The 21,538-nt window shown below is 61.7% G+C and carries 18 protein-coding genes; 12 read left to right on the top strand and 6 right to left on the bottom strand.

The window, feature by feature from the left end; genetic code table 11:
- Nucleotides 1-93 precede the first annotated feature (93 nt).
- From EDD77_RS11280 to EDD77_RS11290, 3 genes are all read left to right on the top strand, one after another.
- The gene (locus EDD77_RS11280; RefSeq protein ID WP_058963143.1) at nt 94-1,206 is read left to right on the top strand and encodes an ABC transporter ATP-binding protein; all 1,113 of its coding nucleotides are present in this window, start codon (nt 94-96) and stop codon (nt 1,204-1,206) included.
- Nucleotides 1,207-1,378: 172 nt separating this feature from the next.
- Nucleotides 1,379-2,128, top strand: coding sequence for an SDR family NAD(P)-dependent oxidoreductase (locus EDD77_RS11285; RefSeq protein WP_443983734.1), 750 nt, complete (start codon nt 1,379-1,381; stop codon nt 2,126-2,128).
- 106 nt (nt 2,129-2,234) lie between these two features.
- Nucleotides 2,235-3,293, top strand: coding sequence for a YcxB family protein (locus EDD77_RS11290; protein WP_058963145.1), 1,059 nt, complete (start codon nt 2,235-2,237; stop codon nt 3,291-3,293).
- 5 nt (nt 3,294-3,298) lie between these two features.
- Here the strand turns inward: EDD77_RS11290 and EDD77_RS11295 are convergent, their stop codons facing one another.
- Complete coding sequence (locus EDD77_RS11295; RefSeq protein ID WP_058963146.1) at nt 3,299-4,651, bottom strand: MATE family efflux transporter; 1,353 nt, start codon at nt 4,649-4,651, stop codon at nt 3,299-3,301.
- 219 nt (nt 4,652-4,870) lie between these two features.
- On the bottom strand, nt 4,871-5,941 hold the full coding sequence (gene spoIID, locus EDD77_RS11300; protein WP_058963147.1) for a stage II sporulation protein D: 1,071 nt from the start codon (nt 5,939-5,941) through the stop codon (nt 4,871-4,873).
- A gap of 244 nt (nt 5,942-6,185) precedes the next feature.
- Between spoIID and EDD77_RS11305 the strand changes: the two genes are divergently transcribed.
- The 4 genes from EDD77_RS11305 to pap all read left to right on the top strand — a co-directional run bounded on the left by EDD77_RS11305 (nt 6,186) and on the right by pap (nt 11,691).
- Nucleotides 6,186-7,538, top strand: a complete 1,353-nt coding sequence (locus EDD77_RS11305) for a citrate synthase (RefSeq protein WP_058963148.1) — start codon at nt 6,186-6,188, stop codon at nt 7,536-7,538.
- On the top strand, nt 7,535-8,314 hold the full coding sequence (locus EDD77_RS11310; RefSeq protein WP_058963149.1) for a hypothetical protein: 780 nt from the start codon (nt 7,535-7,537) through the stop codon (nt 8,312-8,314). Before EDD77_RS11305 ends, EDD77_RS11310 begins: the two co-directional genes overlap by 4 nt.
- Before the next feature lie 134 nt (nt 8,315-8,448).
- Entirely contained in the window at nt 8,449-9,984 is a 1,536-nt protein-coding gene (locus EDD77_RS11315) for a nitrite/sulfite reductase (RefSeq protein WP_058963150.1), read from the top strand.
- A 234-nt stretch (nt 9,985-10,218) separates the two neighbouring features.
- Nucleotides 10,219-11,691, top strand: coding sequence for a polyphosphate:AMP phosphotransferase (gene pap, locus EDD77_RS11320; protein WP_132587391.1), 1,473 nt, complete (start codon nt 10,219-10,221; stop codon nt 11,689-11,691).
- 76 nt (nt 11,692-11,767) lie between these two features.
- Here pap and ansA read toward each other — a convergent pair whose 3' ends face one another.
- Both ansA and EDD77_RS11330 read right to left on the bottom strand, forming a co-directional pair.
- Nucleotides 11,768-12,787, bottom strand: coding sequence for an asparaginase (gene ansA / locus EDD77_RS11325; protein WP_058963153.1), 1,020 nt, complete (start codon nt 12,785-12,787; stop codon nt 11,768-11,770).
- 140 nt (nt 12,788-12,927) lie between these two features.
- Complete coding sequence (locus EDD77_RS11330) at nt 12,928-13,581, bottom strand: HAMP domain-containing histidine kinase (RefSeq protein ID WP_058963154.1); 654 nt, start codon at nt 13,579-13,581, stop codon at nt 12,928-12,930.
- Between the two features lie 206 nt (nt 13,582-13,787).
- Here EDD77_RS11330 and gap point away from each other — a divergent pair, with 206 nt between their 5' ends.
- The 5 genes from gap (at nt 13,788) to EDD77_RS11355 (ending at nt 18,216) form a co-directional block, all read left to right on the top strand.
- Nucleotides 13,788-14,798 carry a type I glyceraldehyde-3-phosphate dehydrogenase gene (gap, locus tag EDD77_RS11335; RefSeq protein ID WP_058963155.1) on the top strand — a complete coding sequence of 337 codons (1,011 nt, stop codon included), beginning with the start codon at nt 13,788-13,790 and terminating at the stop codon, nt 14,796-14,798.
- A 138-nt stretch (nt 14,799-14,936) separates the two neighbouring features.
- The gene (locus EDD77_RS11340) at nt 14,937-15,656 is read left to right on the top strand and encodes an AzlC family ABC transporter permease (RefSeq protein ID WP_242868296.1); all 720 of its coding nucleotides are present in this window, start codon (nt 14,937-14,939) and stop codon (nt 15,654-15,656) included.
- A complete protein-coding gene (locus EDD77_RS11345) occupies nt 15,653-15,976 on the top strand; it encodes a branched-chain amino acid transporter permease (protein WP_058963156.1) in 324 nt (107 codons plus the stop codon). The genes EDD77_RS11340 and EDD77_RS11345 overlap by 4 nt, the downstream gene beginning before the upstream one ends.
- A gap of 225 nt (nt 15,977-16,201) precedes the next feature.
- Nucleotides 16,202-16,537, top strand: coding sequence for a hypothetical protein (locus EDD77_RS11350; RefSeq protein ID WP_058963157.1), 336 nt, complete (start codon nt 16,202-16,204; stop codon nt 16,535-16,537).
- Nucleotides 16,538-16,737: 200 nt separating this feature from the next.
- Nucleotides 16,738-18,216, top strand: coding sequence for a hypothetical protein (locus EDD77_RS11355; protein ID WP_058963158.1), 1,479 nt, complete (start codon nt 16,738-16,740; stop codon nt 18,214-18,216).
- A gap of 75 nt (nt 18,217-18,291) precedes the next feature.
- Here EDD77_RS11355 and EDD77_RS11360 read toward each other — a convergent pair whose 3' ends face one another.
- Both EDD77_RS11360 and EDD77_RS11365 read right to left on the bottom strand, forming a co-directional pair.
- Entirely contained in the window at nt 18,292-19,593 is a 1,302-nt protein-coding gene (locus tag EDD77_RS11360; protein WP_242868298.1) for an MATE family efflux transporter, read from the bottom strand.
- Between the two features lie 178 nt (nt 19,594-19,771).
- On the bottom strand, nt 19,772-21,265 hold the full coding sequence (locus EDD77_RS11365) for a carboxypeptidase M32 (protein ID WP_058963159.1): 1,494 nt from the start codon (nt 21,263-21,265) through the stop codon (nt 19,772-19,774).
- Nucleotides 21,266-21,538 lie beyond the last annotated feature (273 nt).

Here is a 21,538-nt window from a genome sequence, read left to right on the forward strand (position 1 = left end):
GTATTATTATATTAGCAACGAGATACGCGGTCAAGCGTATCAACAAAAGACAAATTCAAACCTTATCAACAATAAAAAGGAGTGTCGATTCCCATGGCAAGCATCAGCCTGCGTCACATCTACAAGATCTACCCCGGCGACGTTACCGCCGTTAAGGATTTCAACCTGGAGATCGCCGACAAGGAGTTCATCATTCTGGTTGGCCCCTCCGGCTGCGGTAAGTCCACCACCCTGCGCATGATCGCTGGTCTGGAAGAGATCAGCAAGGGCGAGCTGTACATCGGCGACCGTCTGGTGAACGACGTGGCCCCCAAGGACCGCGACATCGCCATGGTGTTCCAGAACTACGCTCTGTACCCCCACATGACCGTTTACAAGAACATGGCTTTCGGCCTGGAGCTGCGCAAGGTAGACAAGGCCGAGATCGACAAGCGTGTTCGTGAGGCTGCCCGCGTGCTGGACATCGAGCACCTGCTGGACCGCAAGCCCAAGGCTCTGTCCGGTGGTCAGCGTCAGCGTGTTGCCCTGGGCCGCGCCATGGTTCGTAACCCGGCCGTGTTCCTGCTGGACGAGCCTCTGTCCAACCTGGACGCCAAGCTGCGTACCAGCATGCGCACCGAGATCATCAAGCTGCACCAGAAGCTGGCTACCACCTTCATCTACGTTACCCATGACCAGACCGAGGCCATGACCATGGGCGATCGCATCGTGGTTATGAAGGATGGCATCGTGCAGCAGGTCGACACCCCGCAGAACCTGTACGACTTCCCCATCAACATGTTCGTTGCCGGCTTCATCGGCAGCCCCCAGATGAACTTCCTGGATGCTACCCTGAACAGGGACGGCAATGGTTACTACCTGGATCTGTCCGGCGACCGCATCGACCTGCCCAAGGAGAAGACCACCGACGGCAAGCTGGATGCCTACGTTGGCAAGAAGGTCAAGGCCGGCGTTCGTCCCGAGGACATCAAGGACGATCCCGAGTTCGTGAACAAGCAGGGCGAGTGCAAGCTGGAGGCCACTGTTGAGGTTTCCGAGCTGATGGGCTCCGAGATCTACCTGTACCTGGTATACAAGGGCAACAAGATGACCGCCCGTGTAGCTCCCACCTCCAAGGCCAAGAACGGCAGCAACGTTACCGTTGCCTTCGATCCTCACAAGATCCATCTGTTCGATCCCGAGACCGAACTGACCATCCTGAACTGATCCTTCCCTTTGGAATCATGTTATACGCAGAAGCGCCGCTGGTTTTCCAGCGGCGCTTCTGCGTTTTTCTGTGCGTTGCTCACCATCTGCCGGCCGCAAAGGTGCTATAATAAAATTAATCAGAAAATCCCGCACGCAGAAGGCTGCGGGCAAGAATAAAAAGGAGGTATGGATGATGCTTTTGGAAAACAAGATCGCCATCGTTACCGGAGGAACCCGGGGCATCGGCCTGGCCACGGTGGAGGCCTTCCTGCGGGAGGGTGCTACCGTGATTCTCACCGGCTCCCGGCAGGAAACGGCAGAGAAAGCGGTGGCCGCTTTGAAGGAGAAGGACCCGAACGCGAAGGTGGCGGGCATCGCGCCGAATCTTTCCGATCTGGCCAGCGTGGAGGCCGCCTTCCAGAAGGTGGCGCAGGAGTACGGCCGCATTGATGTTCTGGTGAACAATGCAGGCATGTCCGACTCCACCCCCTTCGACAAATACGACGAGGCCACCTTTGAAAAGGTGATGGACCTGAACGTGAAGGGCGTGTTCACCTGTGCCCGCGCGGTGACGCCCATCATGCAGGCCCAGGGCAGCGGCGTAATCCTGAACACCAGCTCCATGGTGTCCCGCTACGGCCAGCCCAGTGGCATTGCCTATCCCACCAGCAAGTTCGCAGTGAACGGCTTCACTCTTTCGCTGGCCCGGGAGCTGGGCAAGCACGGCATCCGGGTGAACGCGGTGGCTCCCGGCATCACCGATACCGACATGATGCGCGCGGTGCCCGAGCAGGTCATCCAGGCCCTGAGCGCCCAGATTCCGCTGGGCCGCATCGGCAAGCCGGAAGAGGTGGCCAACGCCTTCGTGTTCCTGGCCAGCGAGATGGCCAGCTACATCACCGGCGTGGTGCTCAGTGTGGACGGTCTGGCCCGCACCTGATTTGGCCGAACGACACGGAAAAAAGGGAGGGAAGCGCTGCTTCCCTCCCTTTTGCTTTTCATGGTATAATAATAGGAAAATCCATACAGGAAAGCGAGGAATCGCCATGTACGAGATCGAATATACCGCCGACCGCACTCTGCGCCGGCAGGCCTGGCAGCTGCTGAGACAAAAGACTCTGCTCAGCCCGGCAGGAATTTTCGGCATTCTGGGGCCGGTTTTTCTGGCGGCGCTGGGCGTATATGAGCTGCGGCAGATCTGCTGGGGCTTTGCCTTCTGGGGCGCGAATTTTCTGTGGTACGGCTGGAAGACACTGGGGCTTCTGGTGCTCTTCTGGGGTGTCGCGTTCTGGATGATCGGGCGCACTGTGGCTTTCAACCGCAGAGCATACCGGCGGTTTCTGGAGCAGCCGGAGGGCCTTCGCCGTCTGGTGCTCAGCCAGCAGATTCTGCGCGTTTACCGGCAGGACGGCCGGCAGCTGCTGGCCATCCACTGGAACCCGGGTGTCCGGCTGGTACAGGGGCGGGATCTGGTGCTGCTGTGCGCCGGGCGCAGCTGCGTGGTGGCCATTTCCGCCCGGGAGCTGGCGGCGCAGGGCGGCTTTGCAGAGCTGCAGCGCACCGTGAACGAGCGGGTGCGTGACGCACAGCCGCTGGACGAAACCCTCTGGCGGTCGCTTATCACGCCCCGGCCGGGGCTGGTGTGGGCGGCCAGTTATTCCGCTGCCGATGCCTGGAAGCGCCGGATGAGCCTGCGTCTGGCGCTGGGCGGCGCGGTCGCGCTGCTGATCGTTCTGCTGCTGATGCCCGGCGGGCCTCTGGTCAAGGGAATCGCCGCGGCGGTGGTGCTGGCCTTGATCATCGGGCAGGCAAGCCCACGGCGGCGGGAAAAAGCCACCGTACAGGGGGGCGGCCCGGCGGGACTGATGAATCTGCCTGCCCGGTTTGAGCTGTATGAGGAAGGCATCCAGATCGCCCGGGGTGAAGAGGGCAGCTTCTGGGATTGGGGGAGAATCGACGCCGTGCAGGACCAGCGGGGTACGCTGGTGCTGAAAAAGGACAAACGGATCGTCACCCTGCTGCCGCCTCAGGCCTTTGCCGACGAGGCGGAGCGCCGCCGGATTCTGGAATTTATCCAGGCCCGAGTGGGCACGGGGAAGGTGTAAGCCGGTCAGGCTTCCGCTTCATGCTCCGGCATGTAGAGGGTGAGCCGCCGCATGGTGATGAAAAAGGCGATGATCAGGGGCACCGCGCTGCCGGTCCAGGCCATGGGATTGGCCAGGCATGCGCCGGTGAAGCCAAAGGGCCCCACCAGCCACACGGAGCACACGCCGCGCATCACCAGTTCCATGATGCCGGCAAAGGTGGGCACAAAGCTCTGACCCAGCCCCTGCAGCGAGTAGCGGAAGATGAACAGCAGCGCCAGCACCCACATGGACAGTCCGACAATGAACAGATAGATATAGGAAAGATCGGTTACCCGGGTGTCGTGCCCCACGAACAGCCGGGCCAGCGGTTTGCCGAACAAAAGAAAGACCGCGCCCATAAAGGCGGACCAGCCAAGGGCCATGGCGCTGCACTGCACAACACCGGTGCGGATGCGGTGCAGCTTGCCCGCGCCGTAGTTCTGGGCCACAAAGGTACCCATGGCAAGGCCGAAGCTGCCCAGCGGCAGGGTGCCCAGCGATTCCAGCTTGTTGGCGGCGGTGAAAGCGGCCACCGCGGTGCTGCCCAGACTGTTCAGGGCATATTGCAGCATCAGCGAACCGATGGCAATGATGCTGCTCTGGAAACCCATGGGCAGCCCCATGTGCAGATGGCTCAGCACCTCACGGCGGTTGAGCCTCCAGTCCGAACGATGCAGCCGCAGAGCGGGGAAGGCCCTGTGAATGTAGACCACGCAGGCGACTCCGGCCAGCAGCTGGGCAATCACGGTGGCCACGCCCGCGCCCATCACCCCCAGCGGGGTATACAGGATGAGCAGCACGTCCAGCACGATGTTGAGCAGGCAGCCTGCCACCAGAAAATACAGCGGGGTCTTGCTGTCGCCCAAAGCGCGCAGCACGTTGGATACCACGTTGAACAGCATGGTGGCAGGAATGCCCGCGAACACCACCATCAGATAACGGGTGGCATCCTCCAGAATTTCCGGCGGGGTTTGCAGCAGAACCAGCAGCTGGCGGGTACCCGCCACGCTGGCCGCCGTGAGCACCACACTGATCACGCCGCCCAGAATCAGGCTGGCCGCGTAGCTCTGGCGCACGCCGTCCGCGTCGCCGGCGCCGAAGCGCTGGGCGGTGAGGATGGAAAATCCGGCGGAAAGCCCCTGCGCAAGGCCGATGATCAAAAACATCAGGCTGCCGGTGCAGCCCACTGCGGCCAGTGCGTTTACGCCCAGCATACGGCCCACAATAAAGGTGTCGGCCATGTTGTAGACCTGCTGGAACAGGTTGCCGATGAACAGCGGCAGGGCGAACAGCAGAATCAGCTTTGCCGGGGAACCGGCGGTCATGGATCTGGTCATAACAATCTCTCCATTCGAGGCACGCTGCAAGGGGCGGGCCGCTTTGCTTTGGCAAAATGTAACGCCACCTATCATACCGCAGCGGCGGCAAAAGTCAATGCGCCTTTCGGAAGATTTTCCTTCATTTTACAAAATCAGAAAAGGGCACAAAAATGCCCGTCCGGGAAGCACCCGGGCGGGCATTTTGCCATTCGGTCAAAAAGTGGAAGGAGGGGGGGATTATCCGGCATATTCCTCAAGTGTGGTGCCGGGGAAATACCAGCTTAAAATCTGGGCGCAGCTCTGGCCCTGGGCGGCCATGGCCTGGGCGCCGCACTGGCTCAGGCCAACCCCGTGGCCGTAGCCCAGGGTGGTCACGTCGAAGCCGTCCTCGGTGCGCTGGATGGTAAAGCAGCTGCTGCGCAGCGAAAGGGCGGCGCGCAGCTGGGTGCCCTTCACAAAGGCCCCGCCCACCTGCACGGTGTCCACATAGCCGGCCTCGGTCAGGCTTGTCTCACCGAACCAGCCGTCCGCGCTGCCGCTCAGATCCAGCCCCGCAAACTGGGTGGCCAGAATGTCGTACATCTGCTGGGTGGTGTAGCTCACCGTTTCCTGATAGCCCTCGGCCAGCTTGTCCAGCGGGGAATCCACGCCCTGTAAGTAGGGAAGCGCCTCGTTCCACACCCGCTGGGAGGCCTCGGTGCGCCCGTTGCTGATGGCGTGGTAGCAGGCGGCGGCGGGTGCGCCATCATATAAAAGCACCGTGTGCACCAGCGGCTCCAGCAGCGTTTTCAGCCGCTGGTAGTTGGCTTCGTATTCTTCGCCCCAGTAGCTTTGCAGCACCTCGGTGGTCATGTAGCCCTGGCGGCGGGCCGGGTCCACCGAGAACCAGCCTCCGCCCAGCGCTTCGGTGTTGGCGTGATCCCGCTGATACAAGGCGTAGCTGTGGGCGGCGATGCCCTGAGCCTTCAGCGCCTCGTCCGGCCAGGTGATGGGCATCTCGCTGGCCACCGCGCCGATCATGTATTCCAGCACCGGCACCTCCAGCACCTCGCCGGTGGAGGCATTCTGCACCCGGATCACCGCCTGGGCAGGCGCGGGTGTTTCGGCGGGCGGGGTGGACTGGGCCGCCTGGGATACGGCAGCGCTTTCCGGCACAGGGGAGGCGGAGGTGCTTTGCTCCCCCGCGCTGCCTGCCGCAAGGGAAACAGAGGAAGCCGCCTGCCCGGCGGCCTGGGGCAGAAGACTTACCAGCGGCAGACAGAAGGTGAGCAGGCAGAACAGCAGGATGGGCAGGATACTTCGTTTCATGGCATTGAACCTCCTTGGCGGCGGGGCGGCGTTTTCCGCTCTTGCTTTTTCGTTGTAAAGTGTGTAAGATTAAACTTAACCACCGGCAGGGGCCGGTGAATTCCAGAATAGCGGCCACCGGGCGCAAAGAACGCCGAAGCAGGCCGTTTGACAAATCAGGGCAATACCGCACAATTCACGCCCGATGGGGCTCTGATATCTGGAAGGATGCGATATTGCTTTAAAAAGAGGGGGAAGAAGCGCCATGGCCCAGCAGTCTTCCGGTATGGAATTTTTATGCCGGGAATATTTGAAAAATAACTACATCGATCCCGAGACCAGTGAACGGCTGGGCGTCAAACGGGGCCTGCGTAACCCGGACGGCACCGGCGTACTGGCCGGCCTGACCAACATCTGTGACGTTGTGGGCTACGAAAAGGGCCCGGCGGGCGAGGTGATTCCCACTCCGGGCCGGCTGATCTACCGGGGCGTGGATCTGAATGAGCTGGTGCGGGAGGCCTATGAGCACGACCGTTTCATCTTTGAAGAGGTGAGCTGGCTGCTTTTGTTCGGCAGCCTCCCCCAAAAGAGCGAGCTGGAGCAGTTCCAGCAGATCATTGCCGAGCACCACAATCTGCCCGAGCACTTCATCGAGGATGTGCTGCTGCGCTCGCCCAGCCCCAACATCATGAACAAGATGGCCCGCAGTGTGCTCTCGCTGTACAGCTACGACGAACACCCCGAGGACCTGAGCCTGGAAAACCTGATGGAGCAGTCCATCAACCTGATCGCCGGGCTGCCCACCATCATGGTGAACGCCTACCAGCTCAAGCGCCGGGTATACGACAAACAGAGCATGTTCTTCCACCCGCCCACGCCGGGGCAGAGCACCGCCGAGCACATCCTCTCCACCTACCGGGCGGACCAGAAGTTCACCCACGAGGAGGCCAAGCTGCTGGATCTGTGCCTGCTGGTGCATGCGGACCACGGCGGCGGCAACAACTCCGCCTTCACCTGCCGGGTGCTGTCCAGCTCCGGCACCGACACCTACTCCGCCATTGCGGCGGCCATCGGCAGCCTGAAGGGCCCCAAGCACGGCGGCGCCAACCTGAAGGTAATGGAGCAGCTGGAGTACCTGAAGGCCGGCGTGGAGGACTACCGGGATGAGGACGAGGTGCGGGAGTTTCTGCGCCGTATCATCCGCAAGCAGGCGGGCGACGGCAGCGGCCTGATCTACGGCATGGGCCACGCCATCTACACCATCAGCGATCCCCGTGCGGTGGTGCTGCGCCAGAAGGCGGAAAAGCTGGCGGTGGAAAAGGGCTTTGAGGATGAGTTCCGCCTGCTGTGCCTGGTGGAAAAGCTGGGCCCCCAGGTGTTTGCCGAGGAAAAGGGCAACAAGACCGTGTGCGCCAACGTGGACCTGTACAGCGGCCTGATATACAAGATGCTGGGCATCAGTCAGGATCTGTACACCCCACTGTTTGCCATCAGCCGCATTCCGGGCTGGTGCGCCCACCGCATTGAAGAGGTGGTGTTCGCCAACCGGATCATCCGCCCGGCCTACAAGTATCTGGGCGTGCGGCAGAAATACAAAACATTAGAGGAACGCGGATGAAACGAATTGTAACGATCCTTCTGCTTCTGGTCTGTGCAGCGGCGGGCGCCGTGCGCTGGCTGGACGTGATGTACTATACTGACCTTGCCACCGGCTTTGTGACCTGGGGCAGCTACCTGTGGCGCTATGCGCTGGCGGGCGGCGTGCTGGTGCTGCTGTGGCTGGCGGGCTGGATGATGCCCAAAACCAGCGCCTCGCTGAAGGGGCAGAGCACGGCCCAGGGCCTGGTTGCACTGGTGTGCGGCGTGGGCTTTGCGGCGCTGGGCGGGGTGTATCTGGCTGCCTTCGATCAGCTGGGCCGGTTTGAGCTGGCGCTGGCGGTGCTGTATCTGGTGAGCGGCGTATGGATGTTGCTGCTGGGGCGCAGCCGATTTACGCCGGAATTTGAAGCGCCCACCGGAAGTGCTCTGTTCGGCATCGCGGGTACGCTGGCGCTGTATCTGCTCACCATCAAGCGGTTCGGCCTTGCCCCCACCGGCATCGTGCGGGTAAACACCACGCTGGAAGCGCTGGCGGCGCTGGCAGCGCTGCTGTTCTGCACCGCCCAGCTGAAAACCGCCTATATCCCCGGCAGCAAGAGCGCCCGGTGGGTCTGGATCAGCGGCATGGGGGCCTTTGCCCTGTGCACCTGCCTTGCTCTGCCCAGCGCCGTGTGGAGCTGGCTGCAGGGCCAGAGCGAGCTGCGCAGCATGGTGGAGGGCGTCTGCCTTGCACTGGTGGGCCTGATGGGCGCGGTGTATGCGCTCACGGTCTCCGGGGCGGAAAAACAGGAGTGACCATCCAAAAAAATCGCCGGAACCGGCTTTTTGCCGGTCCGGCGTTTTTTTGTGTAAATCCTGCCAAAGCTGTGGTATAATAACAGTCTGGCTGCCCCGCACCGGGGCAGCGGCGAACAGAAAAGGAGAACTGTATGAACGATATGATGGCCGCCTTCCGGGCGGATCTTGCGGGCTTTGACGAAGCCACCCGCGATTTTTATACCGGCAACATGAGCAAGCAGGAGTATAAGGGCATCTCCGGCGGCTTTGGCAGCTATTCCGAAAAGGGCGGCCAGAAGGGCATGATCCGCCTGCGGATGACTGCCGGCCGCGTGACAAAGGAAAAGCTGGCCTTTGTGGTGGAGACTGCCGAACGGCTGAACATCGAGCTGCTCAAGCTGACCACCTGCGAGACCATTCAGCTGCATCATCTGACCGGCCGCCAGATTCTGGACGTGGCGGCAAAGGCACTGGACGCAGGCATTGTCTGCCGGGGCGGCGGCGGAGACCACCCCCGCAACGTGATGGCGCCGCCCCTGTCCGGCGTGCTGCCCGGCGAGAGCTTCGATGTGATTCCCTACGCCGAGATGACCGCGGACTACCTGCTCAGCCTGCTGTATCACATTCACATGCCCCGCAAGCTGAAGGTGGGCTTTGCCAACCACGAAAGCAACACGGCCCACGTCACCATGCGGGATCTGGGCTTTGTGGCGGAGGCGGACGGCGGCTTCTCGGTCTACATCGCCGGCGGCATGGGCCCCAACCCCCGCATGGGCCTGAAGGTGGCCGAGCATGTGCCCGGCAGTGAGATTTTGTATTATGTGAAGGCCATGGTGGATACCTTCCTGGCCCACGGCAACTACGAGCAGCGCGCCAAGGCCCGTACCCGCTACATGCAGGAGGCGCTGGGCGAAGAGGGCCTGCGTCAGGCCTACAATCAGGCGCTGGAGGCCGCGAAGGCCGCCGGCGGGCTGGACCGTCAGGTGAAAGTATGCCCGGTGACCAAGCAGGGCGAGGGAAGCATCAGCGGCCGGCGGATCATTGCCCAGAAGCAGCCGGGCCTCTTCGCGGTGAGCTACCATCCTCTGGGCGGCACTCCCAGCCGCCAGACCCTGCGGGCGCTGCTGGATACCATCCAGCCCATGGAGCAGGTGGAGGTGCGTCTGGGCGCGGACGGTACCATGTATGTGATCAACTGCACCGCCGCCGAAGCGGAAAAGGTGCTGGCCGCCACCGACGACGGCGCCCGCACCCGCTTTGAGCATTCGGTGGCCTGCATCGGCGCTTCGGTCTGCCAGCAGGGAGTGCGGGATTCCCAGGCGCTGTACCACGCCTGTGTGCAGGCTGCACGGGAAGCGAATCTGCCGGACGGCGCGCTGCCGGTGATCCACATTTCCGGCTGCCCCTCCTCCTGCGGCACCCATCAGGTGGGCGCGCTGGGCTTCCACGGCGGCGTGAAACTGGTGGACAAGAAGCCCCACCCCGCCTTCACCCTGCATGTGAACGGCAGCGCCCGAATGGGCCAGGAGCGCTTCGGTGAAAGCTGGGGCGTGATCTTCGAGGAGCGCATCCCGGAATTTCTGGTGGCTGTGGGCCGCAAGGTGGCCGATGCCGGCCTTTCCTTCGAGGAATGGCTGCCCGAACACGAAGCCGAGCTGCGCGCGCTGGCGGAGGGCTATCTGGTCTGATTTTCCGGCTTTTTCCAAAGCAACGCCCCGGGCGGAGAGCATCCGTCCGGGGCCTTTTTGCATTCTCTGGCAAAAAAATGGGCTGAAATCTTGTGAGTCATGCCGAAACTTAAGCCGTTATGAACCCGCCTCCCGGTGGTATAATGAAAGAAAACGGCGGGCAGGGCAGCCGTGCCCGCACCGCCTGAAGCGCCCGGGCAGAATGCCCCGGCAGGGAAATGAGAGGTGTGCAACATGTTGAAAACCTGGGTTCGGCCGGTGCGGCCGGAGGAAAGCGAATGCAAACAGCGGCTGGACGCCGCCCGTGATCGGCTGGAAAAGCTGCAGCTGGAGGTGAAGGCTGCCGGCCTGCCGGTGCTGGTGCTGGTGGAGGGCTGGGGAGCTGCCGGCAAAGGCAGTATGCTGGGGCGGATCATTCAGAACATCGACCCACGCTTTTTCACGGTGACCAGCATGTCCGCCCCCACCGTGGAAGAGGGGCGCTATCCATTTTTGTACCGGTATGTGAAGGCCATTCCCGAGGCGGGCAAGTTCGCCTTTCTGGATTCCGGCTGGATGGATCAGGTGGTAAAGGAGCGGCTGCGGGGCGAGCTGGAGGGCAAAGCCTATGCCCGGCGGCTGCAAAGCGTGCTGCGCTTTGAGCGCCAGCTCACCGACAACGGCTATCTGGTGCTCAAGCTGTTTTTGCAGATCAGCCGCAAGGAGCAGAAAAAGCGGCTGGATGCGCTGGCCGATAACCCGGACACCGCCTGGCGGGTGAGCGAAAACGACCGCTGGCAGAACAGGCATTATGAGGAATGCAAAAAGGTGTTCGACGATTATCTGCAGGCCACCAACCTGCCCGGTGCGCCCTGGTACATCATCGACGCGAAGGAGAAAAAGTGGTGCGAGGTGCAGATGCTGGAAACCCTGTGCAGCGCCATCGATACCGCCCGCAAAAATGCGGCGCTGGCGGTGTCCCTGCTGCAGAACACCTTCCCGCTGGTATCCATGCCCAAGCTGGCCCAGGTGGATCTTTCCCAGAGCCTGACCGATGAGGAATACGACGCCCGGCGCAAGGCGCTGCAAAAGCGGCTGACGGTGCTGCACAACCGCATCTACCGCAAAAAGGTGCCGGTGATCATCGTATACGAGGGCTGGGATGCTGCGGGCAAGGGCGGCAACATCCGGCGGGTCACCGCCGCGCTGGATCCCCGGGGCTATCAGGTGAACCCCATCGCCAGCCCGGAGCCCCACGAAAAGGCCCGCCATTATCTGTGGCGGTTCTGGACCCGCCTGCCCAAGACCGGCCACATCGCAATTTTTGACCGCAGCTGGTACGGCCGGGTGATGGTGGAGCGGATCGAGGGCTTCTGCACCGAGAACGACTGGCAGCGTGCCTACAACGAAATCAACGAGTTCGAGGCCGAGCTGATCAACTGGGGCGCGGTGATTCTGAAGTTCTGGGTCCACATCGACCCGGCCACCCAGCTGGAACGGTTCAACAGCCGCCAGAACACCCCGGAAAAGCAGTGGAAGATCACCGATGAGGACTGGCGCAACCGGGAAAAATGGCCCGCCTACGAGCAGGCAGTGGACGAGATGCTGCAAAAGACCAGTACCCAGAAGGCCCCCTGGCACATCCTGCCCTCCAACGACAAAAAGTTTGCCCGCGTCAAAGCGCTGGAGATCATTGTGGATACGCTGGAAAAGGCGCTGGAAGAATAAGTTTTTGAAACGTGAAAGAAAAGCGCCTCCTTGGCAAAACTGCCCAGGGGGCGCTTTGATGCGTTATGGAAGAATGTCAGCGGGCGCTGGTCAGCTCGCCTCGCAGGTCCTGTTCCATCCAGTGCTTGATGGTGTCCCGGTCGTAGCCCTTGCTGAACAGGTAGTACAGCTTTGCCACGGCGGCCTCGGTGGTCATGTCCAGCCCGCTCACCGCGCCGGCAGCCTTCAGGCCGCTGCTGGTGGCGTAAGTACCAATGTGCACCGCGCCCTGGGGGCACTGGCTGCACACCGTGAGAATGGTGCCGTGGGCGAAGGCCTTCTGGATCAGGGGCAGCAGTGCGCCGTCGTAGTCCGGAATGTTGCCTGCGCCAAAGGTCTCCAGCACGATGCCCTGCAGCTTTTCGGTCAGAATTGAGTCGAACAGCTCGAACTGGATGCCGGGGAACACCTTCAGTACGCCGATGGGAACATTCTCCAGCTTTGCCAGCTGCAGGGGGCCGTTCACCCGGGGCGCGCCGATGGCGCTTTTGTTGTAGCGGATGTCCACCCCGGCGGTGGCCAGCGGGGGATAATTGGGGGAGGAGAAGGCCTGCAGCCCGTCTGCCGAGCTCTTCACCGCCCGGTTGCCCCGCAGCAGCTGGCCGCCGAAATAAAGGCTCACCTCGTTTACCACACCCTCGGCGGCGATGAGCAGGCTGGTGATCAGATTGTCCCGTCCGTCGCTGCGCAGCTGGCACAGCGGAATCTGGCTGCCGGTGAGCACCACCGGCTTGTCCAGATTTTCCAGCATGAAGCTCAGGGCCGAGGCGGTGTAGGCCATGGTGTCGGTGCCGTGCAGCACCACGAAGCCGTCGAAGTGATGATACCGGTCCGCAATGGCCTGGCCGATGGCGCACCACTCGTGCACCGTGATGTTGGAGGAGTCCAGCAGCGGGTCCATCTCCACCAGCTCCCAGTCCGGCATGTCCGGGCTGGTCAGCTCCGGAATGGCCGCAAGCCCCCCGGCAAAGCAGCCGGGCCTGGGCGCATAGCCCTGTTCGCTGGGCATCATGCCGATGGTGCCGCCGGTATATAAGATGCAGATGCGTTTTTTCATGAAAAAGCCCCCTGTGCCGGCGTCGGCTGTGCGCGGCGCTGCGGCGAATTTTGCTGTTAATCAGCATACCATAAAAGCCGGGCGGGGGCAACTTCAGGCCATACCGTATTGTTGCAGGCGTGAATCGTGCGGGGCTGCCTTTATTCCGGCAGGATGCACCGGGGAGCCAGATGGATATAAAGCGGGCTGAACCGGTCCTCCCAGAGCTCCGCCGCACGGGGTGCGGGCAGCGGGGGAAGGTCGGAGCGCAGCGGCAGCGAAAGAGCGCAGGCAAAGCCCGGCCCGCCCGCCCGCACCGCAAAGCTTCCCCCTGCCTGCTTTGCAAATGCCCGGGCCGCGCCAAATCCAAAGCCCGGCCGGGCATTCCCGGTAAGACCGGGGCCGCTGTCCAGATAAAACAGGCAGGCGCGTCCGCCCGCTGCCCGCAGCCGCAGCTCCATGCCGGGGCAGGGCCCGGCATACAAAAGGCTGTTGCACACCGCCTGCAGCACCAGCGCCTCCAACAGGCCGCCCCGGCCCGCCACCGGCAGCGGCTCGCCCCAGCCGGAAAAGCGCAGCGACGCCGGGGGCAGAGGGCACACCTCGGCCGCCGCCGCCAGCAGTGCGCCGCACCAGTCGTTCAGCTCCAGGCAGGATGCGGCGGGCAGCGAAAAGGCAGCCTCCAGCTCCAGCGCCCGGGCCCGGCGCAGCAGAAGATAGCCGCCCCGCCGCTCGTCGGGCTCCCCGCTCAGGCGAAGGGCGGCCCGGTGGCGCAGAAAAGCCGCCCGGGCCAGTGAATCGCTTGCAAAAGGCATGAAGGTCCCTCCTGTTTTATGGGCCTGTATCCGTTAGTTTGCACAAATGATGCAACAATATCCCGTGATAATGCCCAAGGACAGGCGCTGCACGGGGAATCTTTGTACTTTTGTGTTAATTTATTGACAAGCCCTTGTAGTTTTTCCATTTTTGGTATACAATAAAGACACCTAAGTAATTCATTTACCTTAAGGAGGATATTACAATGGCTGTTAAAGTTGCAATTAATGGTTTTGGTCGCATTGGCCGTCTGGCTTTCCGTCAGATGTTCGGCGCTGAGGGTTACGAGATCGTTGCTATCAACGACCTGACCAGCCCCGAGATGCTGGCTCACCTGCTGAAGTACGACACCGCTCAGGGTCGTTACGACGGTCACACCGTTGAGGCTGGCGAAGGCTCCATCACCGTAGACGGCAAGAAGATCACCATCTACGCCAACCCCAATCCCGCTGAGCTGCCCTGGGGCGAGCTGGGTGTAGACGTTGTTCTGGAGTGCACCGGCTTCTTCACCAAGAAGGACAAGGCCATGGCTCACATCAACGCTGGAGCCAAGAAGGTTGTTATCTCCGCTCCCGCTGGCAACGACCTGAAGACCATCGTTTACAGCGTTAACGAGAACACCCTGACCAAGGAAGACCAGATCATCAGCGCTGCTTCCTGCACCACCAACTGCCTGGCTCCCATGGCCAAGGCTCTGAACGATGCCTTCCCCATCCAGAGCGGCATCATGACCACCGTGCATGCTTACACCGGTGACCAGATGATTCTGGACGGCCCCCATCGTAAGGGCGACCTGCGTCGTGCTCGTGCTGGCGCTGCCAACATCGTTCCCAACAGCACCGGCGCTGCCAAGGCCATCGGCCTGGTTATCCCCGAGCTGAACGGCAAGCTGATCGGTTCTGCTCAGCGCGTTCCCGTTCCCACCGGCTCCACCACCATCCTGGTTGCCGTTGTTAAGGGCAAGGACGTTACCGTTGACAGCATCAACGCTGCCATGAAGGCTGCTTCTTCCGAGAGCTTCGGCTACAACACCGATCCCATCGTGTCTTCCGACATCATCGGCATCCGTTACGGCAGCCTGTTTGATGCCACCCAGACCATGGTTACCAAGATCGACGACGACACCTATCAGGTTCAGGTTGTGTCCTGGTACGACAACGAGAACAGCTACACCAGCCAGATGGTTCGCACCATCAAGTACTTCGCTGAGCTGTAATTCTCCTCTGCTTAGGGTATGACAAAGGCCCCCGCACGGTTCCTCCGTGCGGGGGCCTTTTTTATGTTTTGCGGGAATGCTTGCCAATCCAGCTTTTTGATGCTAAACTGATAACACGATAAAAGGAGTTGACATACAATGCAGCAGGGAATGCGCCGCAGGGCGCTGGCCGCGGCCTTTCCCCACACGGTGCCCATTCTGGCGGGGTTTCTGTTTCTGGGCATGGCCTACGGTATCTATATGAATGTGTCCGGCTTTCCGTTCTGGTATCCCATGCTTATGGGGCTTACCATCTTCGGTGGCTCGCTGGAGTTTGTGGCGGTGAGCATGCTGCTGGCGCCCTTTGCACCGGTACAGACCTTTCTGATGGCCCTGATGCTTCAGGCCCGCCACCTGTTCTACGGCATTACCATGCTGGAAAAATACCGGGATGTGGGCCCAAAACGCTGGTATCTGATCTTCGGCATGTGTGACGAGAGCTTTTCCATCAACTGCAGCGCAGAGATTCCGGAGGGCGTGGACCGGGGCTGGTTCTATTTCTGGGTCACCCTGCTCAACCACGCCTACTGGGTAACCGGCGCCACGCTGGGCGGCCTTGCAGGGTCGCTGCTCTCCTTCGACACCACCGGCCTGGACTTTGTGATGACCGCCATGTTTGTGGTGATTTTTCTGGAGCAGTGGGGCAAGGAGAAGGGCCATCTGCCCTCGCTCATTGGCCTTGGGGCCAGCGGGGTGTGCCTTGCGCTTTTCGGAGTGGATTCCTTCCTGCTGCCCGCCATGGGCTGTATTCTGGCTTTGCTTACGGTCCTCAAAAAGCCCATTGACCGGATGCAGGCGGAAGGAGGGGAGGATGCATGACCCTGACGCAACAGATCATTACCATCGGCCTGTGTGTGCTGGGCACCATGCTCACCCGGTTTCTGCCCTTCTGGGTGTTCCGGGGCGGTCAGGTGCCGGCCTATGTGCGGTATCTGGGGCGGGCACTGCCGGGGGCCATCTTCGGCATGCTGGTGATTTACTGCCTGAAGGGCGTGCAGTGGACGGCGGGTTCCCACGGCCTGCCGGAAATCATTGCGATTTTGGTCACCATCGGCCTGCACCGGTGGAAACGGCAGATGCTTCTTTCCATTGCCGGCGGCACGGTTTGCTACATGCTGCTGGTCCAGTGGGTGTTTTAAGGGCGAAATCGCCCTGCTACCGGGGAAAAGTGTTCGCAAAAGGCGAACAAAATGCGGCTTTTAAAAATTTTTCTGAATTTTCAAAAATTTTTGGAAAGAGTTGAAATAAAACCCGGTCCTCAATCGTCTTACAAGTACAAGCGGACAATCAAACCGGTCGGCACGCGGTCCTCAAAGCCAGCGGCCCGGCGGATGAATGAAAATTGACATTGAGGAGGGAATTCCATGAAGTGGATGCTGATCGTATCGGGCCTGTTGGCGGCGTGTGCTGCATTCGCGCTGCTGCGTGCATGGGCCGGCAAGGGGAAATCGAATAAGGGTGAAGTGAGCCTGATGGCCACTGTGAAGCGGATTTTGACCAACGGCGAGGGTCAGTATCGCGGCGTATTCATCGCCCGTGGCCAGGAAGTGGAATTTGCCATTCCCGCCCACATCGCCCGCCAGCTGCAGCCCGGCGAGCGGGGCGTGCTCACCTACCGGGGCGGCGAGTTTGTGTACTTTGTGCCTCGCCAGCAGCTGTTTGAAGCCGAGGGCGAGGGCCAGCTGCGCGCTGTTTCCTGAATGATGCAAAACGTTCGCGCCGGGGCTTAGCAAGCGGCCCGGGGGCGGCTTTTGAACCCGCCTTGTCATGAGACGGAGCTGCCGGGAGTGTTCTTCCAAGAAGGACACTCCCGGTTTTTCCTTTGTTTTGCCGGTGTGATGTGATACAATAAAGAAAAATTCCGCCCGGGTGCGGGCGCACACGGCAGAGGAGAATGGGAATGCAGAAACAGCTCACCCGCATTTTTTCGGCGGGTTTTGCCCTGATCTGGGGCTGGGTCTTTTTGAATAGCGTGCTGCGCTGGCAGCACAACGGGCTGGCCGCACTGGCAGCGGGCGCGGTGCTGGGTGCGGTGCTGTTCGCGCTGGCCCGCTTCGTTTTGCCGTTGCTGGATCAGTTGCCCCGCCGCCGGTTCCGGCTGCTGCTGGGTGCGGTGCTGGTGCTGTATGGTCTGGCGCTGGGCTGGCTGGGCTTTTTGCTGGCCGAGGTGCCCATCATGGATATGAACACCGTGCTGCAGAGCCTGCCGGATTTTCTGGACGACGGCATCCCTCAGGTGTGGGGCGGGTATTATGTGACCTGCAACAACAATCTGGGTCTGGCGCTGCTGCTCACCGGCTGGTACAGGCTGGTGGGGCTGTTCGGCATCACGCCGGACACCGAGGCCGGCATCTACGCGGGCATTGTGTTGAACGTGCTGGCCATCTGGCTGGCGGTGGTGCTGGTGTGTATGCTGGCCCGTCGCATTCTGCACCACAACAGCGGCGTGGCGCTGACCTTTCTGCTCTCGGCGGGCTTTCTGCCCTTTGTGCTGTGGGCCCCCTGCTTTTATTCCGATACCCTGTCTCTGCCCTTCGGGCTGCTGGTACTACTGTGCTGGAATTACTACCGGGCCGAAAAACGCCGCCCGGTACGCATTGCCCTGCTGGTGGCCATGGGGGCTGCGGCTTTTGTGGGCTATGCGGTAAAGGGCAGTGTGGCAGTGATTCTGGTGGCGCTGGTGATCCAGCTCTTTCTGGAAAAAAAGCCCCGTCAGGCGCTGGCAGGGGCGCTGGTGCTGGTGGTGATGTTCATTGGATTGAATGCAGGCTACCAGGCCTGGCAGCACAGCGGCCTGCTGGATTTCTCGGTGGAGGATGAGATCGGTTTCCCCATCGAGCTGTGGTTTGCCTACGGCAGCACCGGCGACGGCAACTACAACGACCCGGTGTGTCAGGCCGCGAAGGATCTGCCCACCATGGCCGACCGGCGGCAGATGCTGCGGCAGTTCATCATCGAGCAGTATTCCTCCCGGGGCCCGCTGGAGCAGCTGGACTTCATGACCCGCAAGGCGGTGATCACCTGGGGCGACGGGCTGTATGACGTCCAGGAATTCCTGGCCACGCCCCTCAAATCCAACTGGACCCACCGGTTCATTCTGGAGGGTCAGCCCGGCTACATGCCCATGGTCTACTACTGTCAGGCGTACCAGTTTCTGCTGATGGGTCTGGTGCTGGCAGGTGCGGTGGGCGCGGTGCGCCGGGCCCGCCCCGGCACCCTGACGCTTGCCCGGGTGAGCGTGTTTGGGCTGATGCTCTTTTTGAGCTTCTGGGAGACCAAGGCCCGCTATTCCTTTAACTTTACCCCGCTGTTGATCCTGCTGGCGGCGGCCACCTTGTGGCGGCTGGCCCGGCAGCGGCGCATTGGCCGGAAAAACTGAACCAAACAAAAAGCCGTGGAGCAGCCTGCTCCACGGCTTTTTTTGCTGGCATTTCATGTTTACTTGAAAAGCGGATCAGCTTTGCTGCCGGGCCCGGCGCAGAAAGAAGAGGGCCGCGCAAAGGCCGCACAGCTCCGCCAGCACATAGGCCAGCCAGACGCCGGTCATGCCCAGCGCCGCCGCCAGCACCAGTGCCAGCGGGATCAGGGCGATCAGGCCGCGGATCATGGCCACGCTGAAGCCCTGCCGGGGTCGGTCCACCGCGCTGAAATAGGCGGCCAGCACCAGATTCGGCCCGGCGAAGAAGAAACCCACAAAATAGATCCGCATACCGGCGCGGGCGATGTCTGCCAGCTGAGGATCGGCATCCCGGTTGAAGGCGCTGATCAGCGGGTCCGGCCACAGGTTCACAGCCAGATAAATGATCACCGCCAGTGCCAGCACCAGCCCAACCGCCAGCCGCAGCAGCTGGCGCAGCTCGGCGGCGTTGCCGGTGCCGTAGGCATGGCTGGTCAAAGGCTGGATGCCCTGGGCCACACCGGTGAAGATGGCAAGCCCCACCAGCGCCAGATTGGCAATGATGCCGTAGGCCGCCACGCCCACGTTGCCGGTGAAATGCAGAATCAGCAGGTTGAACACCAGCAACACCACGCCGGAGGAGAGCTCACACACAAAGGAGGAGGCCCCCAGCCCCAGCGCCCGGGCGGCGGGGCGCAGCGCGGCACCCCGGGCACAGAAGCGCAGCCGGCTGGCAGGCCGGGCAAAGTGGGTGGCCAGCACGCAAAGGCTCAGGATGGGGGCGATGCAGGTGGCAATGGCCGCGCCGAACATGCCCATCCCCATGGGATACATGAACACCCAGTCCAGCACCACGTTGGAAAGGCTGCTGGTGAGCATGCCCGCCATGGCCAGCCGGGGTGCACCGTCGTTGCGCACAAAGGCCTGCAGGGTACTGTTCAAAAGAAAGAAGGGTGCAAAGCACAGAATAGTGCGCAGATACACGCTGCACAGCGGCAGGGTTACCGCGTCCGCCCCCAGCAGCGCGGCCAGCGGCGCTGCGGCCAGCGCACCCAGTGCCAGCAGGGCGCAGCCCGCCCCGGCGGCCAGCAGCACCATGCCGCTGAACAGCCGGTTGGCGGATTCGTTTTCCCCCTGGGCCCGCAGGATGGCGTATCGGGTGCCGCCGCCCACACCGGTCATCAGACCGGCCGCGTTGATCAGGTTGTACACAGGGATGGCGATGTTCAGCGCGGTCAGGCCGTCGGCTCCGATGGCATTGGCGATGAAAAAGGTATCCGCCAGAATGTAGCAGGAAAGGGCGATCATTCCCATCACATTGGCGCTCACATAGCGGCAGAATTTGGGCAATACGTTCACAGGCTTTTGCTTCCTCCCTCACAGCAAAAAAGGTGCCTGAATCCCTCCCTGCTTGCGACCTACCGGGAGAGGTTCAGGCACCTGACGGGCGACCCGGTGGCCGCCCGCCATGCTTTCATGTTTAATTCCGCTACTCAGTATAGCAAAGGCGCGGGCAAAAGGCAAGGCCTCGCCGCCCTTACAGCTGGTAAATGGCGGAATACTTTTCCACCAGATAATCGGTGTAGAATTTGGGATCGAAGGCGCCGCCGCAGGCGTTCTGCAGCAGCTGGGCGGGGGTCTTTTCCTTGCCGTACTGCCAGATGCGCTCCTCCAGCCAGCCGGTGATGGGGGCCCAGTTGCCCGCCTCCAGCAGGCCGTCCACGTCCAGCTCTTTACGCATGGAGGCCATCATCTGGGCGCCGTAGGCGGTGCCCAGCGCGTAGCTGGGGAAGTAGCCCAGGTCGCCGCAGGCCCAGTGAATGTCCTGCAAAACGCCGTGGGCGTCGTCCGGCACCTCCACGCCCAGCAGTTCCTTCATCTGGGCGTTCCAGGCGGCAGGCAGATCCTTCACGGCCAGCGAACCGTCCATCAGGCGCTTTTCCAGCTCGTAGCGCACCATCACATGCAGGCAGTAGGTCACCTCGTCCGCCTCGGTGCGGATCAGGCTGGGCTGGCACTGGTTCACCGCCTTGTAGAAGGCCTCGGGGGTCACGCCCGCCAGCTGGGCGGGGAACAGCTCGGTGAGGGTGGGCCACAGGCTCCTGATGAAGCCCAGGCTCCGGCCCAGATAGTTTTCGCACAGGCGGCTCTGGCTCTCGTGCAGGCCCATGGACGCGCCGCCGGACAGGCAGGTGTATTGCAGCCGGTCGGCCATGTGCAGCTCATACAGAGCATGGCCGCCCTCGTGGATCACCGAGTACAGATTGCTGGCCATGTCGTCCTCGTGGTAGTGGGTGGTGATGCGCACGTCGCCCTTGTAGAACTCGGTGGTGAAGGGGTGCTCGCTCTCGCTGAGCACGCAGTGGCCCTCGTCGATGCCCATCAGCTTCATCACCGCGGCGGAGAGCATCTTCTGGGCCTCGATGGGCCAGGTGCCCTTCAGAAAATCGCAGGGAATCTTTGCGCCCCGCTGGCCGATCTCCTTCACCAGCGGCTGGATCACCGCTTTCAGCTGGTCGAAGAAGGCGTCGCACTGGGCCATGGACAGGCCCTTCTCGTACTGGTCCAGCCACACGTCATAGGGGGCCTTATTGGCATCGAAGTAGGCGGCGGTGCGGCGGCGGTAGGCCACGATCTGCTCCAGATAGGGGGCGAACAGCGAAAAATCACTGGCGGCCTTGGCCTTCTCCCAGGCATTCACCGCGGCGGTGGTCAGCTTCACGAAGGCGGCGTATTCCTGGGCGGGAATCTTGCTGGTCTCGTCGTACATGCGCTGCAGCTCGGCCACCTCGGCGGCCTCCTGCTCGGTGCGCTCCTCGCTGCGGGCCTTTTCCAGCAGCGCGGGCAGGCTGGGGTCGGCGATCAGGCTGTATTTGATGCCGCTCAGCACCTCCAGCGCCTCGCCCCGGCCGGGGTAGCTTTCGCTGGGGGCCACGGTCTGGGCGTCGAAGTCGATCACATTCAGCGCGAACTGAAAGGCGTACAGCTTCTTTTGCAGATCCCGCAGGGCCTGCATGGTCTCGGTCATCATAAAATGGTCACTCCTTTGGGGCAAAATCGCCCGTGCCTGGGCAGGGCTTTTTCTGCTATTATACCGGCTGATGACCAAAAATACAAACCCTTCTCAAAAACTGCAGAAAAGGAAAGGGAATCCGGTTGATTTTCGCCGCCGGATGCACTACACTGAAATGTAGAGGATCAAACGGAATCGAAGTCTGCAAATAAAAAGTCAACAGGGAATTGAGGAAAGTTTGCAACCTTAGTAGGAGGCGAAAGAGAGCAAAACAAAAAGACCGCCGCGCAA

The organism is Allofournierella massiliensis, assembly GCF_004345265.1.
GTDB classification, from domain to species: Bacteria; Bacillota; Clostridia; order Oscillospirales; family Ruminococcaceae; genus Allofournierella; species Allofournierella massiliensis.

What these genes read in the sequence shown, in the direction of transcription:
- EDD77_RS11280 (WP_058963143.1), top strand. Translation starts at nt 94, where the DNA reads ATGGCAAGCATCAGCCTGCGTCACATCTACAAGATCTACCCCGGCGAC.
- EDD77_RS11285 (WP_443983734.1), top strand. Translation starts at nt 1,379, where the DNA reads ATGATGCTTTTGGAAAACAAGATCGCCATCGTTACCGGAGGAACCCGG.
- EDD77_RS11290 (WP_058963145.1), top strand. Translation starts at nt 2,235, where the DNA reads ATGTACGAGATCGAATATACCGCCGACCGCACTCTGCGCCGGCAGGCC.
- EDD77_RS11295 (WP_058963146.1), bottom strand. Translation starts at nt 4,651, where the DNA reads ATGACCAGATCCATGACCGCCGGTTCCCCGGCAAAGCTGATTCTGCTG.
- spoIID (WP_058963147.1), bottom strand. Translation starts at nt 5,941, where the DNA reads ATGAAACGAAGTATCCTGCCCATCCTGCTGTTCTGCCTGCTCACCTTC.
- EDD77_RS11305 (WP_058963148.1), top strand. Translation starts at nt 6,186, where the DNA reads ATGGCCCAGCAGTCTTCCGGTATGGAATTTTTATGCCGGGAATATTTG.
- EDD77_RS11310 (WP_058963149.1), top strand. Translation starts at nt 7,535, where the DNA reads ATGAAACGAATTGTAACGATCCTTCTGCTTCTGGTCTGTGCAGCGGCG.
- EDD77_RS11315 (WP_058963150.1), top strand. Translation starts at nt 8,449, where the DNA reads ATGAACGATATGATGGCCGCCTTCCGGGCGGATCTTGCGGGCTTTGAC.
- pap (WP_132587391.1), top strand. Translation starts at nt 10,219, where the DNA reads ATGTTGAAAACCTGGGTTCGGCCGGTGCGGCCGGAGGAAAGCGAATGC.
- ansA (WP_058963153.1), bottom strand. Translation starts at nt 12,787, where the DNA reads ATGAAAAAACGCATCTGCATCTTATATACCGGCGGCACCATCGGCATG.
- EDD77_RS11330 (WP_058963154.1), bottom strand. Translation starts at nt 13,581, where the DNA reads ATGCCTTTTGCAAGCGATTCACTGGCCCGGGCGGCTTTTCTGCGCCAC.
- gap (WP_058963155.1), top strand. Translation starts at nt 13,788, where the DNA reads ATGGCTGTTAAAGTTGCAATTAATGGTTTTGGTCGCATTGGCCGTCTG.
- EDD77_RS11340 (WP_242868296.1), top strand. Translation starts at nt 14,937, where the DNA reads ATGCAGCAGGGAATGCGCCGCAGGGCGCTGGCCGCGGCCTTTCCCCAC.
- EDD77_RS11345 (WP_058963156.1), top strand. Translation starts at nt 15,653, where the DNA reads ATGACCCTGACGCAACAGATCATTACCATCGGCCTGTGTGTGCTGGGC.
- EDD77_RS11350 (WP_058963157.1), top strand. Translation starts at nt 16,202, where the DNA reads ATGAAGTGGATGCTGATCGTATCGGGCCTGTTGGCGGCGTGTGCTGCA.
- EDD77_RS11355 (WP_058963158.1), top strand. Translation starts at nt 16,738, where the DNA reads ATGCAGAAACAGCTCACCCGCATTTTTTCGGCGGGTTTTGCCCTGATC.
- EDD77_RS11365 (WP_058963159.1), bottom strand. Translation starts at nt 21,265, where the DNA reads ATGATGACCGAGACCATGCAGGCCCTGCGGGATCTGCAAAAGAAGCTG.